This is a genomic window from Chthonomonas calidirosea T49 (genome assembly GCF_000427095.1).
Taxonomy (GTDB): domain Bacteria; phylum Armatimonadota; class Chthonomonadetes; order Chthonomonadales; family Chthonomonadaceae; genus Chthonomonas; species Chthonomonas calidirosea.
On sequence record NC_021487.1, the window covers coordinates 1,292,665 to 1,305,792 of the forward strand.

13 protein-coding genes and 2 tRNA genes are annotated in these 13,128 nt (G+C 53.8%); 12 read left to right on the forward strand and 3 right to left on the reverse strand.

Annotated elements, in window-relative coordinates:
* Window positions 1-15: 15 nt before the first annotated feature.
* Window positions 16-3,087 carry a tetratricopeptide repeat protein gene (locus CCALI_RS05435; RefSeq protein ID WP_044948913.1) on the reverse strand — a complete coding sequence of 1,024 codons (3,072 nt, stop codon included), beginning with the start codon at window positions 3,085-3,087 and terminating at the stop codon, window positions 16-18.
* A gap of 285 nt (window positions 3,088-3,372) precedes the next feature.
* On the opposite strand from CCALI_RS05435, the gene CCALI_RS05440 reads away from it, so the two are divergent.
* From CCALI_RS05440 to CCALI_RS05470, 7 genes are all read left to right on the forward strand, one after another.
* Window positions 3,373-4,053: a GntR family transcriptional regulator gene (locus CCALI_RS05440; RefSeq protein WP_044948915.1), complete on the forward strand. Its 681-nt coding sequence runs from the start codon at window positions 3,373-3,375 to the stop codon at window positions 4,051-4,053.
* Between the two features lie 13 nt (window positions 4,054-4,066).
* Window positions 4,067-4,561, forward strand: a complete 495-nt coding sequence (locus tag CCALI_RS05445; RefSeq protein ID WP_052572336.1) for a substrate-binding domain-containing protein — start codon at window positions 4,067-4,069, stop codon at window positions 4,559-4,561.
* A gap of 2 nt (window positions 4,562-4,563) precedes the next feature.
* The gene (locus CCALI_RS16310) at window positions 4,564-5,514 is read left to right on the forward strand and encodes a DUF1559 family PulG-like putative transporter (RefSeq protein ID WP_016482473.1); all 951 of its coding nucleotides are present in this window, start codon (window positions 4,564-4,566) and stop codon (window positions 5,512-5,514) included.
* 26 nt (window positions 5,515-5,540) lie between these two features.
* Complete coding sequence (locus CCALI_RS05455) at window positions 5,541-5,771, forward strand: hypothetical protein (protein ID WP_016482474.1); 231 nt, start codon at window positions 5,541-5,543, stop codon at window positions 5,769-5,771.
* 206 nt (window positions 5,772-5,977) lie between these two features.
* Window positions 5,978-6,058, forward strand: a tRNA-Leu gene (locus CCALI_RS05460).
* A gap of 26 nt (window positions 6,059-6,084) precedes the next feature.
* Window positions 6,085-6,156 (forward strand) — tRNA-Gly (locus CCALI_RS05465).
* Between the two features lie 71 nt (window positions 6,157-6,227).
* Window positions 6,228-7,004: a phytanoyl-CoA dioxygenase family protein gene (locus CCALI_RS05470; RefSeq protein WP_016482475.1), complete on the forward strand. Its 777-nt coding sequence runs from the start codon at window positions 6,228-6,230 to the stop codon at window positions 7,002-7,004.
* A gap of 28 nt (window positions 7,005-7,032) precedes the next feature.
* Here the strand turns inward: CCALI_RS05470 and CCALI_RS05475 are convergent, their stop codons facing one another.
* A complete protein-coding gene (locus CCALI_RS05475) occupies window positions 7,033-8,199 on the reverse strand; it encodes an NAD(P)/FAD-dependent oxidoreductase (RefSeq protein ID WP_016482476.1) in 1,167 nt (388 codons plus the stop codon).
* 98 nt (window positions 8,200-8,297) lie between these two features.
* Between CCALI_RS05475 and CCALI_RS05480 the strand changes: the two genes are divergently transcribed.
* The 5 genes from CCALI_RS05480 to CCALI_RS05500 all read left to right on the forward strand — a co-directional run bounded on the left by CCALI_RS05480 (window position 8,298) and on the right by CCALI_RS05500 (window position 12,223).
* Window positions 8,298-9,257: an inositol monophosphatase family protein gene (locus CCALI_RS05480; RefSeq protein ID WP_016482477.1), complete on the forward strand. Its 960-nt coding sequence runs from the start codon at window positions 8,298-8,300 to the stop codon at window positions 9,255-9,257.
* Window positions 9,254-9,634 carry an EamA family transporter gene (locus CCALI_RS05485; RefSeq protein WP_016482478.1) on the forward strand — a complete coding sequence of 127 codons (381 nt, stop codon included), beginning with the start codon at window positions 9,254-9,256 and terminating at the stop codon, window positions 9,632-9,634. The genes CCALI_RS05480 and CCALI_RS05485 overlap by 4 nt, the downstream gene beginning before the upstream one ends.
* Window positions 9,631-10,803, forward strand: a complete 1,173-nt coding sequence (gene hpnI / locus CCALI_RS05490; protein ID WP_016482479.1) for a bacteriohopanetetrol glucosamine biosynthesis glycosyltransferase HpnI — start codon at window positions 9,631-9,633, stop codon at window positions 10,801-10,803. Before CCALI_RS05485 ends, hpnI begins: the two co-directional genes overlap by 4 nt.
* Window positions 10,804-10,868: 65 nt before the next feature.
* The gene (locus CCALI_RS05495; protein WP_016482480.1) at window positions 10,869-12,053 is read left to right on the forward strand and encodes a GAF domain-containing protein; all 1,185 of its coding nucleotides are present in this window, start codon (window positions 10,869-10,871) and stop codon (window positions 12,051-12,053) included.
* Window positions 11,954-12,223 (forward strand): sensor histidine kinase, encoded by a 270-nt coding sequence (locus CCALI_RS05500; protein ID WP_075060749.1) that lies wholly within the window; start codon window positions 11,954-11,956, stop codon window positions 12,221-12,223. Before CCALI_RS05495 ends, CCALI_RS05500 begins: the two co-directional genes overlap by 100 nt.
* On the opposite strand, the gene CCALI_RS05505 is transcribed toward CCALI_RS05500, so the two are convergent.
* On the reverse strand, window positions 12,220-12,912 hold the full coding sequence (locus CCALI_RS05505) for a Crp/Fnr family transcriptional regulator (RefSeq protein ID WP_016482481.1): 693 nt from the start codon (window positions 12,910-12,912) through the stop codon (window positions 12,220-12,222). The two genes, CCALI_RS05500 and CCALI_RS05505, sit on opposite strands and share 4 nt — an antisense overlap.
* Window positions 12,913-13,128: the final 216 nt, after the last annotated feature.

Consider the following 13,128-nt stretch of genomic DNA (forward strand, 5'->3'; position numbering starts at 1 on the left):
TGCTTATCCTAATCTTTATTTTGCCGGCAGATTAGCCAGAGCGGTCTCCGCAGGTGGAAACTGCGGCATACATCTTAAAGCAGCCTGATATTGCGCCCGCGCTTCTGCGATGTTCTTCTGCTGCTGAAAAGCTTGCCCAAGATAGGTATACGTCCACGCGCGTTGCATCTGGGAAAGCCCGGGTTGTGCTACAAAGTTTGTGCAGAAAGCGATGATCTGGTCTAACTTCCCTTGCCCTTTCCAGAGCGTAATGAGATTTAACAGCGACTGCGTATCGTTTGGTGATTCTTTCAAGATCTGCTCATACTGTTCCTGTGCTCCTGCTAGATCGCCCGTGCTTTGTAGTTGCTGGGCCAATAGCTGTCGCATCTGGAGCTGCTCGGCCATTGGGATATTTGGCTGTTGCAAGAATTTTTGATAAACAGCGATAGCCGCTTTTTTGTCTCCATTATCGCTCAGCATAGCCGCATACGATTCCTGAATTGAGGCATCGGTGGGCGCCTTTTGAGCAACTTGCGCCATCATATCTAACGCCTCCTTCTTCAATCCATGGCTCTGCAGCGCCTGCATGCAGGCGAGGGCGACCGCATTTTTCGGGTGTGCGCTCACCAATCCCTGGAGATAGGAGATGCCCTCCTGGTGCCGCTTTAGCGCATCGTACTGGTCGAGCAGAGCTGTCAGCAGGGAGGCATTATCCGGCTGCTGTTGGGCTTTGGCTTGAAGCCAGGCAAGACACTCCTCTGGTTTTCCTTCAAGCGCGTAGAGGTGGATCAGATCCGCGTAGGCCTGAGGATTATTTGGTGCGGCGGCGATCTGTTGCTCACGAAGGGCAACGGCCTCAGGATAGCGCTTTAAGCGAGTCAGCACCGTTGCCTCTTTATCCAACACCCACACGAGGGTGGGATTGACCTTATAAAGCTGCTGATAGACGCCCAAAGCCTGCTCGTCTTGCCCACTCTGCTCTAGCGTTTGGGCTAAATCACTTAACAGTTCGATGCTCTTTGGGAAGCGCTTCTGCAGAGATTGGTATAGAGCGATCGCCTTATCATACATTTTATGGCTTCGGTAGACATCGGCTGCTTCCAGCGAGTCAGGTAGAGGGTCTTTGGCGCGTTGTGATGCCTTGATCAGCGCATCCACTGCCTGTTCCACTTTACCCTGCCGTTCGTAGATGTGTCCGAGCTCCACATAGGGCTTTTCATTGAGGGGCAGAAGCGCGGCAAGTTGGTTCAGTACCTGGATGGCCTTATCGGGTTGATTCTCTTTTTCATAGATCGAGGCCATTTCCAGGTAAGGCTCTTCATGTGGGTTTGTATGGTTACGCGCAGCATTGGTGCGATCCTCTTCAGCCGCCTGTTGCAAATAGCGCAGGGCATCGGCTAACTTATTCTGCTTTTGCGCAATATCGGCTAGTCCCTGTAAGGCCGAAAGTCTCCAGGAGGCAACGTTGGCCGCAGTGGCCACATTCGGTACGTTGGGAGCGCTTTTGGACTGCGGCTTTAGCGAGAGAACTTTGTTATAGATGGCCTGAGACGCCGCCAACTGGTTGGCCTGCAGCAGATCGTGCGCCTGCGAAAGCATGTCGGCTCCATCCTCAGGGTTCAACGCCACCAACGCGGCCCGCTGGTCGGCAGCCTCTTGCCAACGCCCGCGCAACTCTAGAACCTGGGCGTATTGGATATGCCCAATGGGGTCTTTCGGATTGTGTTGCACAAAATCGTGCCAAATTGCGAGGGCATCATCAGGTTTCCCCTGCATAAAGGCTACATCCGCAATGCCGAAGGCAGCGCTGCTATCGGAGGGGTCCTCCGCATAGCGCTTTTTATAGATGGCCAAGGCATCCTCATAGCGCCCTACATTGCGATAGAGCACAGCAAGCTGATACTGCAGACGCAGATTATTGGGGTCGAGGGCGATCGCCTCTTTATAGTGCCTTTCGGCCTGTGCGATAAGCTCCTGACGCTGGGCCACATTGGCCGTATCAAAAACCATCTGCGCTTCCACCTGTGCGAGGTTAGCAAGCAGCTTGATAAGCAACGGATCCCTCTTCGACTTCTCTTTGTCTAAAACGGAAGCGGCGAGAAGAAACTGGTTCCGAGCGGCTGGGTAGTTTTTCAAGCCCGCATAGAGCAAGCCGAAGTTGAAGTGGCCAGGCACATCGTTGGGATAGAGCCTTAGCAACTCCACGTAGGCTTTCTCGGCTTCCTGCACCATACCGATCTGCTGCGCAAGCAGTGCGCGGTTGAAGAGCGCTTCATGGTTGCGCGGGTCTAAGGCAAGAATTTGATCGTAAGTCGCGATAGCATCTTTCAGGTCACGCCCCGTTTGACGAATGGAGGCTAACAAGAATAGGGCCGACAGGTTTTTCGGCGCCTTCTCACAAACAAGTTTGGCTTGTGTTTCCGCCTCTCGCAAGTTGCCGGAGGCGTAGAGAGCAAAAGCGTAGTTATAGCGCGCGTCCAAGTCGTTTGGTGTCAACTGGAGGGCGGTATGTAGCTGCTGTCGGGCTGTTGGATAATCCTTACGTCCTAGTGCAACTATACCAAGGGTCTCATGAGCGAGGGCTGCAATGGGCGCCGGCGGTTTCAAATGAAGGGCATGGAGAGCGAGTTGCTGCGCTTTAGCCCAATCGCGTTTGGCCGCTGCAATACGAGCAAGACGCGCCCACGCCTCACTATCTGTGGGAATCACCTTCACGATCTGAAGAAGCGTCGTTTCGATTCCTTGGAGGTCTTTACGCTGGGCGTAGATATTATAGATTTGGGCCAGAGCGAGCAGCTGAGTTTGAGGTGGCTGGTGCTGGGCACGCGCTAGTTGAAGGAACTCACGATAGGCCACTAAAGCCTCATCGAGTTTTCCCTCCTGCTGAAGCATCCCGGCCTGATGATACAGCTCGGCAAGGCGCTTCATCTGGGCGGAAAGCGGCGGGGTTGCGTGGGCTGTGCCACCAAGGGAAGGGGAAGTGCCAGAACCTTGCGCCATCGCCATGGAAGACGCTATCAGTAAGCAGAGCACACCACATCCAACCGTCCAACCGCGCACACTCCAAACTCCTTTTTGGAACGATTTCTCTATCACCTTTGGCACTATAGGCAGTTTCCTTTACGCAGGGAGAGAACGCCTTAGTTTCTCCGTGCAGAAAGTATACCCTCATGGTAGTGAAGCGTACTTCGATGGACGAGCTGTGATTTGGCGAAACTCATGGGGCCTCTTATTACCGAGACGTCTAGGGCGCTTCTGTCATCGTTTTAGACCAAAAATACTAAAATAGGTCCATTTTGAAGATGGAATCGAGCGATCTGACGACCATTTGACATATTATGGAATATTTAGTATAATAGTCAAAGATCCAGAACATAGGAACTCTTCCACATGGTGCGCAAAAACGCGCTCTCACCGTCCGCTAAACATATCGCGGACACCCTGGAAAATCGTATACGTACCGGCGTGTACCTTTCCGGCCAATGGCTGCCGGCAGAACGCGAGATCGCTCAGGAGTTCGGCGTTAGCCGCATCGTCGTACGCGCTGCTATCCATGAACTCGAACAACGTCAGCTTCTCGTGCGCTCGGCCAAATGCCGGCCTATTATTCAAACCCCTGCCTCAGTAATAACCCCTTCATCCAACGCTGCCACACGGCGTTTCAATATCGGCCTTTGGCTTTGGCCTACCCCCGGCGATCCAGCCTATGCCATGATCGTGCGGGGTATCCGTAAGTCACTTGATGAGGCCCACTTTCGTCTGATTACGGAAACCCCGGTCGAGTCGGATTGGCCCTCCATCCGTCGCGCAGAACGGCTTTTTCTTCAGCGCATGCGCGAAGATCGGGACATCGCCGGCATCATCCTCTGGTACCTTGGAGGCACCGAAAATATCCGTGCTCTTGAGCGGGTTCGCGAGGCCGGCATTCCCATGGTGTTCATTGACCGCCGTCCTCCAGAGGGCTTCGATGCCGACTATGTTGGCGTAGATAACATCCACGCTGCCGAGAACATCGTGCGCCATCTCCTTTCACGAGGCCAGTCGGGTTATCGCCCATGTCTCCAACCTTGACACGGCCTCCACTGTGGAAGAGCGCCTTCGAGGTTATCGCCGTGCACTCGAACTCGCTGGTATCCCCTATTGCCCGGAACTGGTCTGTAGAGACCCTGGTTCCCCAGAAGACAACCCCTCAGAAGGGCTTCTTCCCCTCATTCGCTCGCTCCTTCAACGCCCTGATCCACCCACGGCCTTTTTTGCCGTTAACGATCACGTTGCCCAGAGAACCCAATCTGTCCTACGAAAACTTGGTGTCTGCGTCCCCGATGATGTCGCTTTGGCCGGATTCGATGGGACGGAACGGTGGAGCCCTCATGGTTGCACCCTCACCACCGCCAATCAGCCCTTTGAGAGCATGGGCACTCGCGCCGTTGAGGTGCTGCTGCGTCGAATGAAGGTAGGCTCAGATGGAACCTGGCAACACGTATTACTTGAAGCGCCGATCGCGATCTATCACTCAACCTCCACGATCCCTAAAAAACGTCGCCTTAATATTCCTAGCGATAAGGAAAGGACCGAATAAGCATGAAAACAAAACTATCAAGAATGGGTTTTACTCTTATTGAACTTCTCGTCGTTATTGCTATTATAGCAATATTAGCGGCCATTCTCTTCCCTGTTTTCGCTCAGGCCCGCGAGAAGGCACGCCAGATCACCTGCCTCTCCAACATGAAGCAGATCACACTTGGTATTCTCCAATACGAAGAAGATTACGATGAGACGATGGTTCCTGCCCACAACTGCGATCTCAGCCTCACGAGCCGCGTCTCTTTCTTCTGCGGAGGTAGCATCGCCGCCCGCCTCGACTGGCCGCAAACTATCGAACCCTACGTGAAATCACCGCTCAACCGAGGTAACTCTGTTTTTTATTGCCCCGATCTCGAAGCAGACTTCTACCACCAGTGGTCCGCCAACCCCACGAATACAAGCGATCAGTGGTCATCCTACTTCGTTACCTATGCTATGAATCTGGACTATCTGCAGCCAGATCCCGGCTGTGATCCCCATCAAGTATTGCCAACGGCTAGCCAGGTTTGGGGGTTTCCGGTTAACATCGCCCGCATAGAAGAGCCGGCCAACACGGTGCTAATAACCGATGCGAAACCGGATGTCATCCTCTCAGGGCCGGCAACCGGCGCTTTCTACCCTAGCGATCTCGTTGACTCTCCGGCCGACTATGGGGCTAACTCGCTAGCTTGTGGGCTTGATGCCTGGGGAGCCTGCGACTTCGGCGATGGGGAAGCCTGTGGTCTTGGTGGCCCTAATGGGGCGCAGATCACAGATACCAATATGTTCGACCCCCGCCATAGCCAAGGGGGTAACGTGGCTTTCTGCGATGGACACACCAAATGGCTTACCCCAGGTGCCCTTGCCGCCGGAACCAACTGGTACCGTGGCATCCCCGACGGCAATGTGCAGATTACCGATCTGAGTCAGTATCTGTGGTCGCTCAATAAAGAAGGAACCGACATGTGATGCGTTCCTTTCAAAGGAGAATGGCTATGCAATTAGAAAGAAGAGAGACCAACAGATTTGTGCAGAAGTGGCGCCTCGGCCTTTTTCCATTGCTTCTGCTGCTTGTAAGCGGCTGTTCACACAACCCAACGCTTACGGCAGCTCCGCCTCCCAGCCCAGAGGCTGTAAAACCACCGGCGGTACAACATACGTACCCCCACATGAAACCTCCTCCTTTAACGGGCAAAGGGGGGGCAGGAGGCGGAATCAACTATTAAAGAACAGAACCTCTTGCTTCATCATCTCACTCCGAGAGCCTAAATGCAATACGTTCCCTCCCTCTACCAATTGGTAGTGGGAGGCTTTTTTTCATCACAGACCGCTTAACCTGTTTACGTATCCACTTGACAGATAGCCCTGCCTCTTGTTATAATAAGAAATGCCCTTGAGGTGAACGGTGGTGCTCCGTAAACCGAAATCCCATGGGCGAGTGGTGGAATGGTAGACACGCCGGATTTAGGTTCCGGTGCCGAAAGGCGTAGGGGTTCAACTCCCCTCTTGCCCATTGGCTCTACGCTTAGCGGTTCGTGTGCGGGAGTAGCTCAGTGGTAGAGCGCTTCCTTGCCAAGGAAGAGGTCGCGAGTTCGAAACTCGTCTCCCGCTCTTGCCCCTCATGCGTTGCGTGAGGGGCATTTGCATTTTTCGTGTAAACAACGCGGCATAGGAGAGAGGCTATGAATGAGGAAGAACGCTTTCTTTTCGACCTGAGAGGTTACCTGGTTTTGCCACAAGTCCTAGATGCCGAAACCGTGCGCCAAATGAACGCCTGGATAGATGCCCAGGCCGAGCGCGACCCGCAATGGCGAGGCCAAACAGCTAATAAGCATATCGAAAACCCCATCACATGGCATCCGCTGTTTCAAAACCTGATGGACCATCCACGTGTGCTTCCCATCCTTCGGGAGATTCTAGGAGAGCGCTTTCGCCTTGACCACGACTACGCTATCTTTCTCGAGCCAGGCCATAAAGGCCTCAAACTCCACGGCCCGCATACGGTTCCCTTCGATCCCTGTCACTACTATCGCTGCGATAATGGCCAGATTCGTTGCGGTCTGACCGTGGTCTCTTGGTCACTGACCGATGTCCCTCCAGGCGCCGGTGGTTTCGCCGTCGTCGCCGGTAGTCATAAGAGCAATTTCCCCTGCCCACCGGATATTAAAGCTCTACAGCGCCCCTCCCCCATCGTCGAACAGATCCCCTGTAAAGCAGGAGACTGCGTGATCTTCACAGAAGCGCTTCTGCACGGAACCCTCCCATGGAAAGGGCCGGGAACTCGACGTACCCTGTTCTACAAATATGCTCCTTGCATGCTTGCTTGGAGTCAGCAAACCTACAGAGCCCCTGAACAGGTACCCTTTCCCCCACACTTTTGGGAAAACCTCACCCCACGCCAAAAACTTCTCCTCGCCCCTGCTTCTGCCATAGATTTCCATCCGCCCATTGAGGCCTAGTCCTTACTGAGCCCCACAAAACGGAACTTCACAAGATGCCCGTCTCCGGGTTAAGATCGCTTTCTACAAAACGTGTAGGACGCAAAGCGTGCACATCCAATGTGCGTGTCTGGCCAAAAAGTATCATCTCCGCCACAAGCTGACCTAAAATGGGCGCGTGCATTACCCCATGGCCGGACGATCCGTTTACAAGATAAAATCCTTTTAAACGTGGGGCCTCCCCCAACACCACGTGCTTGTCTGGAGACATCTCGTACAAACCGCAATAACAAGCCTCTCTATCTAGGACAACGGATCTTAATACCGGCACACGCCGATCCATCTTCGTTCTGAGGCCCTCTAACCATCTCTCATAGAATGAGACATCGTAGGGATAGCGACCTGGCGTCTCTGCCGGCCACAGCAGAAGAACACGGCCATCCCTCACCCGCAAGTGAAACCCGTCCTCCACATCTATTGTCATCGGCATTGTGTCGGGCAAAACGGGCTGCTCTACACTCACAGCTACCTGACGCCTTGCAGGCCAAACCGGAAGAGCCACACCTGCCAACGCCGCCACCTCACCTGCCCATGCGCCAGCTGCGTTCACCACAGTGCGTGTCTCAATAGTCTCACGCTGGGTACGAACGGCGCGTACCCTTTGCCCGCCGTCACTTTGTATCTCAATAACCTGCCGCTCGCATAACAGAGAGGCCCCGCTCCTGACCGCAGAACGCAAATAGCCTTCGTGAATCTGCAGGGGACGTGTGAAACCGTCGGTTGGACAAAACGTGCCTCCAACGATATCCTCTGTGCTTACCCAAGGATTGATCGCATGTATCTCCTCCACACTTACCTCGCGCACCTCGGAAAGACCCGCCGCTCGCTGCACGTTCATCGCTTGACGGAGCGCTTCCATCTGTTCCGGCCGTCGTGCTAAAAAAAGATACCCGTAAGGACGATAGCCCGAATCGATGCCGGTTTCCTCCTGGAAGGAGCGCAACTTCTCTCGCGACAACAATGAAAGCTTGACATTGATGGCCGTGCTGAACTGTGCACGATAGCCACCTGTTGCGTAACGGGTAGAACCTAACCCAGGACGCTCCTGCGCCTCCACCAGAAGCACCTTTCCCACCTTCTGTGTAGCCAGATGGTGCGCCACGCTCGCACCGATCACGCCGGCACCAATGATTACCACATCTGCAGTCTCTGCCATGCCATCGCCTCTACGTTTTTAGGCATTATACCGATTTCTTTTTCCTGCCATGAAGAGGGTATCCTGAATAGGCATTCTAAACTATTTATCGAGGAACCATGACTCCCCAAGAAACGATTCGAGCATTAGCAGCGCATGTAAAAGCGGCCGTCTATCCTAACCTCGGCACCTGGCGCGCCCGAAAGGTGACAGGGACAGCATCCAGCGGCGACGCCACGTTCGATATAGATGACATCGCAGAAGCTGCCGTCGAGCAGTTTCTGCATGAGCACAACGTCAATGTAGCCTACTACTCCGAGGATAGGGGCCTTGTACATCCTTTTCCCGATCGCAGCCCTGAAGGCATCCTCATCATCGACCCCATCGATGGAACACGCAGCGCCATCGCGGGTTTAGAGGCTTGCGTGGTCTCCGTGGCCTGGGCCGACTATTGCGAAGCCCCTACCCTCTCCGACGTGCGCTATGCCGCCATCGCTGAGATAAAGGGAAGCTATCTCTTTTCTGCCGAGCGTGGTGGAGGCGCCTGCATTCTTAACGAAGCTGGCCAACAGGTGCTTCCAACACTTTCTCCCACCACCGAAGTCGCCAACATGGCATGGACGCTGGAGGTGGTAGGCGCCCCCCTCGATCTCGTCTTCCGCGCCGTCTCCGACATGGCTAGCCAGACTACCCTAAAGGGCGGGTTCTTTATTCTCAACAGCAGCGCTTACGAGCTAACACGCCTCCTTACAGGCCAACTGGCTGGTGTGGTAGATGTTCGCAATCGGCTCCTAAAGGACTTTCCACAAACGCGCGAGGCGTTCGTCCGTTATGGAGGGGGGCGCCCATTGTCGCTCTATGGCTACGATGTGGCTGCAGCCGCTCTCATCGCACAAGAGGCCGGCTGCGTTCTTTCGGACGCGTGGGGACGTAGCCTTGCCGATTGGAAGCTTTTAGATACCACCGAAGCCAACTTCGGTTCGCTGATCGCCGCATCCAACCCCACGCTTCATACCCGCCTGCTGGAGGCTGTAGAGGAGGGCTTTGCGCGACTACGTAGAGAAGGCCTAAACCGATGAGCCCGCTGAAGTGGAAGGCAGCATTTATCACATTTATTGCCGTATTTGCCATCAGCTTTGGCGAAGCCATGCTCTCACGAGGGATGAAACAGATCGGCGATGGCACACTATGGCATCAGGTCGGTGCTGTTCTGCATAACCACTGGGTTATCATAGGCACCACCTTCATGGCTGCCTACTTTTTCCTTTACATGTGGGCGCTCAAAATAGCTCCGTTCAGCTTCGTCCTACCTATAACCGCTCTCTCCTATCCTCTAGGAGGACTTTTGGCGACCACCTTTCTTAAAGAGCACGTCGGGCCGCTGAAATGGCTAGGCTATGTTGCCATTGTTATTGGAGTGATCCTTGTAGGCCTGGGGGAGGCAAGCGGGAAATGAAAGAAGCGATCGTGCTTGCAAGACTCCTCCTCGATGCCGGTCTCCTAGGCTATCTAGCCTATGCCTGCCTTACCGTTGTGGCTGCATGGCAATGGCGCCATAGTGCCATTCCTCCAAACCAACCCCTTGCACTTGGCATATCCGTTCTCAAACCGGTATGTGGTGTAGACCCCTATGCCGAAGAGAATTTCCGCAGTTTCATCGAGCAGGACTATCCCCTAGACCGCTTCCAAGTCCTCTTTACCGCTTTCGATCCCGATGATCCAGCCTTAGCCGTCGCCGTTGACCTCAAAAAACGCTACCCACACCATAACATACAGGTTGTTTTCAGTAGCTCTAACAAGCCGGAGGGTAACAACCGTAAAGTCGCTAACCTTCTTGCTCTGCTGCCTTTTGCCGAACATGAGCTGCTTGTTATCGCGGATAGTGACATGCGCGTCGGCCCTGACTATCTGCGCGCTATCTCCGCCCATTTCTTAACTGCAAATTCCCAACAGAGCGTTGGGCTAGTGACCTGTCCCTATCGGGGCGCCCTAGCACACTCCTTTGCCGCCCAGCTAGAGGCGCTTGGAATCGGTGCCGACTTCATCCCCAGTGCCCTTGTTAGCCGAATGCTAGAGGGCGTCGGTTTCGCTTTCGGTTCGACCATTGCCATCCCCAAAACTGTGCTCGAACGCATCGGTGGCCTGCAGCCGTTGCTCAACGAAATAGCCGATGACTTTCTGCTCGGCCAAAAAGTGCGCCAAGCTGGTTACAAAGTGGTGATCGCTAACTACATGGTGGACGATGTTTTAGGTGCCATCGCCTTTAAAGAGATGTGGTCGCGCCGGCTCCGCTGGGCCCGCACGGTGCGCGCTTGTCGTCCAATGGGTTATGCCGGCTCCCTTATCACCCACGGCTTCGCACTTTCGCTGCTATGGGCATTGATACAGCCTTCCCTAAGGGAAATCGCGGTTATCGTTCCCAGCGTTTTGTTGGTGCGCCTGCTTACCGTCTTTATGGTGTCTTTCTTAACCGACGATCCGGCCCCTCGAAAAAGATGGTATCTCTTGCCAGTAAGCGATCTTATTAGCTTTGCCATCTATGTAACCAGTTGGTGCGGCAACCGTGTGCAGTGGCGTGGAGAGCGTTTTCGCTTGCAAGCAGGAGGAAAGCTTGAACGTATCTAACTAAATTCGTTGTTAGTTCGCGTCGCAAAAGATTGTTGTGCAGTGATTCCCTCTGGAGGAGAGAGATGCCGAATGAAATGCCGGCGTCGTCCGATGCGGCACGCCTTTATCAGAAGCAACTTGAGGCCGTGCAAGAGATATGCGCTGCGCTCGCAGCGAAAAACGATGTAGAGGAGTTGCTGCGCGAAACGTTGCGAGTATCGCTCGATACGGTTGAGGCCGATGCGGGCTCTCTTTTACTTTACGAACCGGAACGCCGGCGCCTCGTTTTTCGCCACGTAATAGGGAAGGAGCAGCTTGTAGGCCAAGAGATTGACCCAGAGACCGATATGGAGGGAAGAGCCGCGCTTGTCTTTCGCACCGGTCAGGCCCAACTCACCAACACCACCCAAGAACACTACAACCCAGCTTTCGATGTCGTGACCGGCTACCATACACAAACCCTGCTGACAGTGCCGCTGAAAACGCTAGGTAGCCCTCCTATCGGTGTACTTCAGGTACTCAATAAATGCGAAGGGGAGTTCACGCAGGAGGATGTGAACCTGCTGAAGATAGTAGCGAGTTTGGCCGCCACCGTCATTGCCAACGCCCGTCTCGCGAAAGAAGCGGAGCTGGCCGCCGTCACACGCGCCATCGGGGATCTAGGACATGACATCAAAAACGCCCTCACGCCCCTTCAAGGCATCGTTCAAACCACTGTCGAGGCCTTTATTAACCCTATGTTCGCTGAACTCGATCAAATTTATCTAGCGCTACAAGAACAGGCGCCGGCACTGGCACAGCGCCTGCAAAATGCTATGGAGCCGCTGAAGGAGTGGATGTTGGAGGCAGAAAGCTCCATTCAAGATAGTTGCACCGATATCCGCGAGATGGTCTCCGAAATTGCGGACTACGTGAAAGGAACGCAATCGGCCTACTTTGAAGAGTTGTCCATTGGTGATATCATCAAAGAGCGTCTAAAACGCCTCCAGGTCATTGCTAGAAATCGCCAGGTGAGTATCTCTTATGAGGGACTAGAGAACATCCCACCGTTTTGCCTCGACAGGCGTCTTGTGGGACGCGCACTTTACAACCTTGTGCATAATGCCCTAGGCGCTATAGATGCGGCCGTACGTAAGAAACAGATTGAGCTGCGTCCTTTTTTCATATCGTGGTACGTGCGAGGGTTGTTTCCGACGAAAAGGCGCTCCACAAAACCTATTGCCGCATCGAGGTTGAAGACGACGGACCGGGCATGCCGGAACAGGTAAAAAAGTCCCTGTTCACCTCAGCAACTATCTCCACTACCCCAGGAGGAACCGGCATTGGAACTCGTTTTGTCAAAAACGTGGCCGATATTCATGGTGGGCGCGTCGGTGTGGAGAGCGAACTAGGACAAGGAGCCCGATTTTGGCTTGATCTTCCTATGGAACGTCCCTAATTTTGGAGGATGCGCTTACGGAGTTCGTCGGGCTTATAGATCGTGATACGAAAGTCAGTTTCCGTCTTAAGAATCTTGGTTTTACGATAGGCTACCATCACCTGATTAACCCTTTCCCGTGAAGCCCCTACAAGTTGCGCGAGGTCGGTTTGTGTTAAACGAACAGGAATATAGATGCTTCCATCCGGATATTTCTCACCGTAGAGGGCGGCAAATTCGAGCAGTTGATAGGCCACCATGCCATAAATATCGAGCGTGCAATGGGCTCGAATGCGGGCATTGGCCATACGCAACCTTCTCGCAAGTAGCTGAAGCATATTTCTCCCAAAGCTAGGGCTTCTATCGAGCAGATGGTTAAAAAGCGGTTGCGCCATAATGAGCAGTTTGGTGGGCTCACGCGTCAACACATTGGCAGAACGCCCAGAAGCATCTATCAAGCTCATCTCACCAAACACATCGCTGGTGCCTAACAGCGCTAGAAATACCTCACTGCCATCCGATAGATTGAGAAAAACTTTCACCGTTCCTTGCAGAATAAGATAAAGCGCATCGCCGGTATCCCCCTGAAACAGCACGTAGTGACCGGCTGTAAAGCTTCGTATCTGGGCATCGTGAGCCACACGCTCGAGGAGGTCACCCGGCACTCCCTTAAACAAGGAGAGCCTCTCCAGTAATGTTATGTCTATCATCAGCGTCTGCCCTCACAATCCATCCGTTATTTAGCTCAAATATATCGGCCATAACATCTGCAGTCATGTTACTGTTATACCCATCAAATTTGTCAAAGCGGTCTAATCTGCCCACCCTTTGCCTCCCTTCTTTCCACGCTAGCGAGATAGTTGATAGCCTTCAACCGACATTGGCACAGGGCCTGCTACCGAAATCTCGCCAAAAGATACACACAG

What these genes read in the sequence shown, in the direction of transcription:
- CCALI_RS16310 (WP_016482473.1), top strand. Translation starts at nt 4,564, where the DNA reads ATGAAAACAAAACTATCAAGAATGGGTTTTACTCTTATTGAACTTCTC.
- CCALI_RS05480 (WP_016482477.1), top strand. Translation starts at nt 8,298, where the DNA reads ATGACTCCCCAAGAAACGATTCGAGCATTAGCAGCGCATGTAAAAGCG.
- CCALI_RS05440 (WP_044948915.1), top strand. Translation starts at nt 3,373, where the DNA reads ATGGTGCGCAAAAACGCGCTCTCACCGTCCGCTAAACATATCGCGGAC.
- CCALI_RS05495 (WP_016482480.1), top strand. Translation starts at nt 10,869, where the DNA reads ATGCCGAATGAAATGCCGGCGTCGTCCGATGCGGCACGCCTTTATCAG.
- CCALI_RS05485 (WP_016482478.1), top strand. Translation starts at nt 9,254, where the DNA reads ATGAGCCCGCTGAAGTGGAAGGCAGCATTTATCACATTTATTGCCGTA.
- CCALI_RS05475 (WP_016482476.1), bottom strand. Translation starts at nt 8,199, where the DNA reads ATGGCAGAGACTGCAGATGTGGTAATCATTGGTGCCGGCGTGATCGGT.
- hpnI (WP_016482479.1), top strand. Translation starts at nt 9,631, where the DNA reads ATGAAAGAAGCGATCGTGCTTGCAAGACTCCTCCTCGATGCCGGTCTC.
- CCALI_RS05505 (WP_016482481.1), bottom strand. Translation starts at nt 12,912, where the DNA reads ATGATAGACATAACATTACTGGAGAGGCTCTCCTTGTTTAAGGGAGTG.
- CCALI_RS05455 (WP_016482474.1), top strand. Translation starts at nt 5,541, where the DNA reads ATGCAATTAGAAAGAAGAGAGACCAACAGATTTGTGCAGAAGTGGCGC.
- CCALI_RS05470 (WP_016482475.1), top strand. Translation starts at nt 6,228, where the DNA reads ATGAATGAGGAAGAACGCTTTCTTTTCGACCTGAGAGGTTACCTGGTT.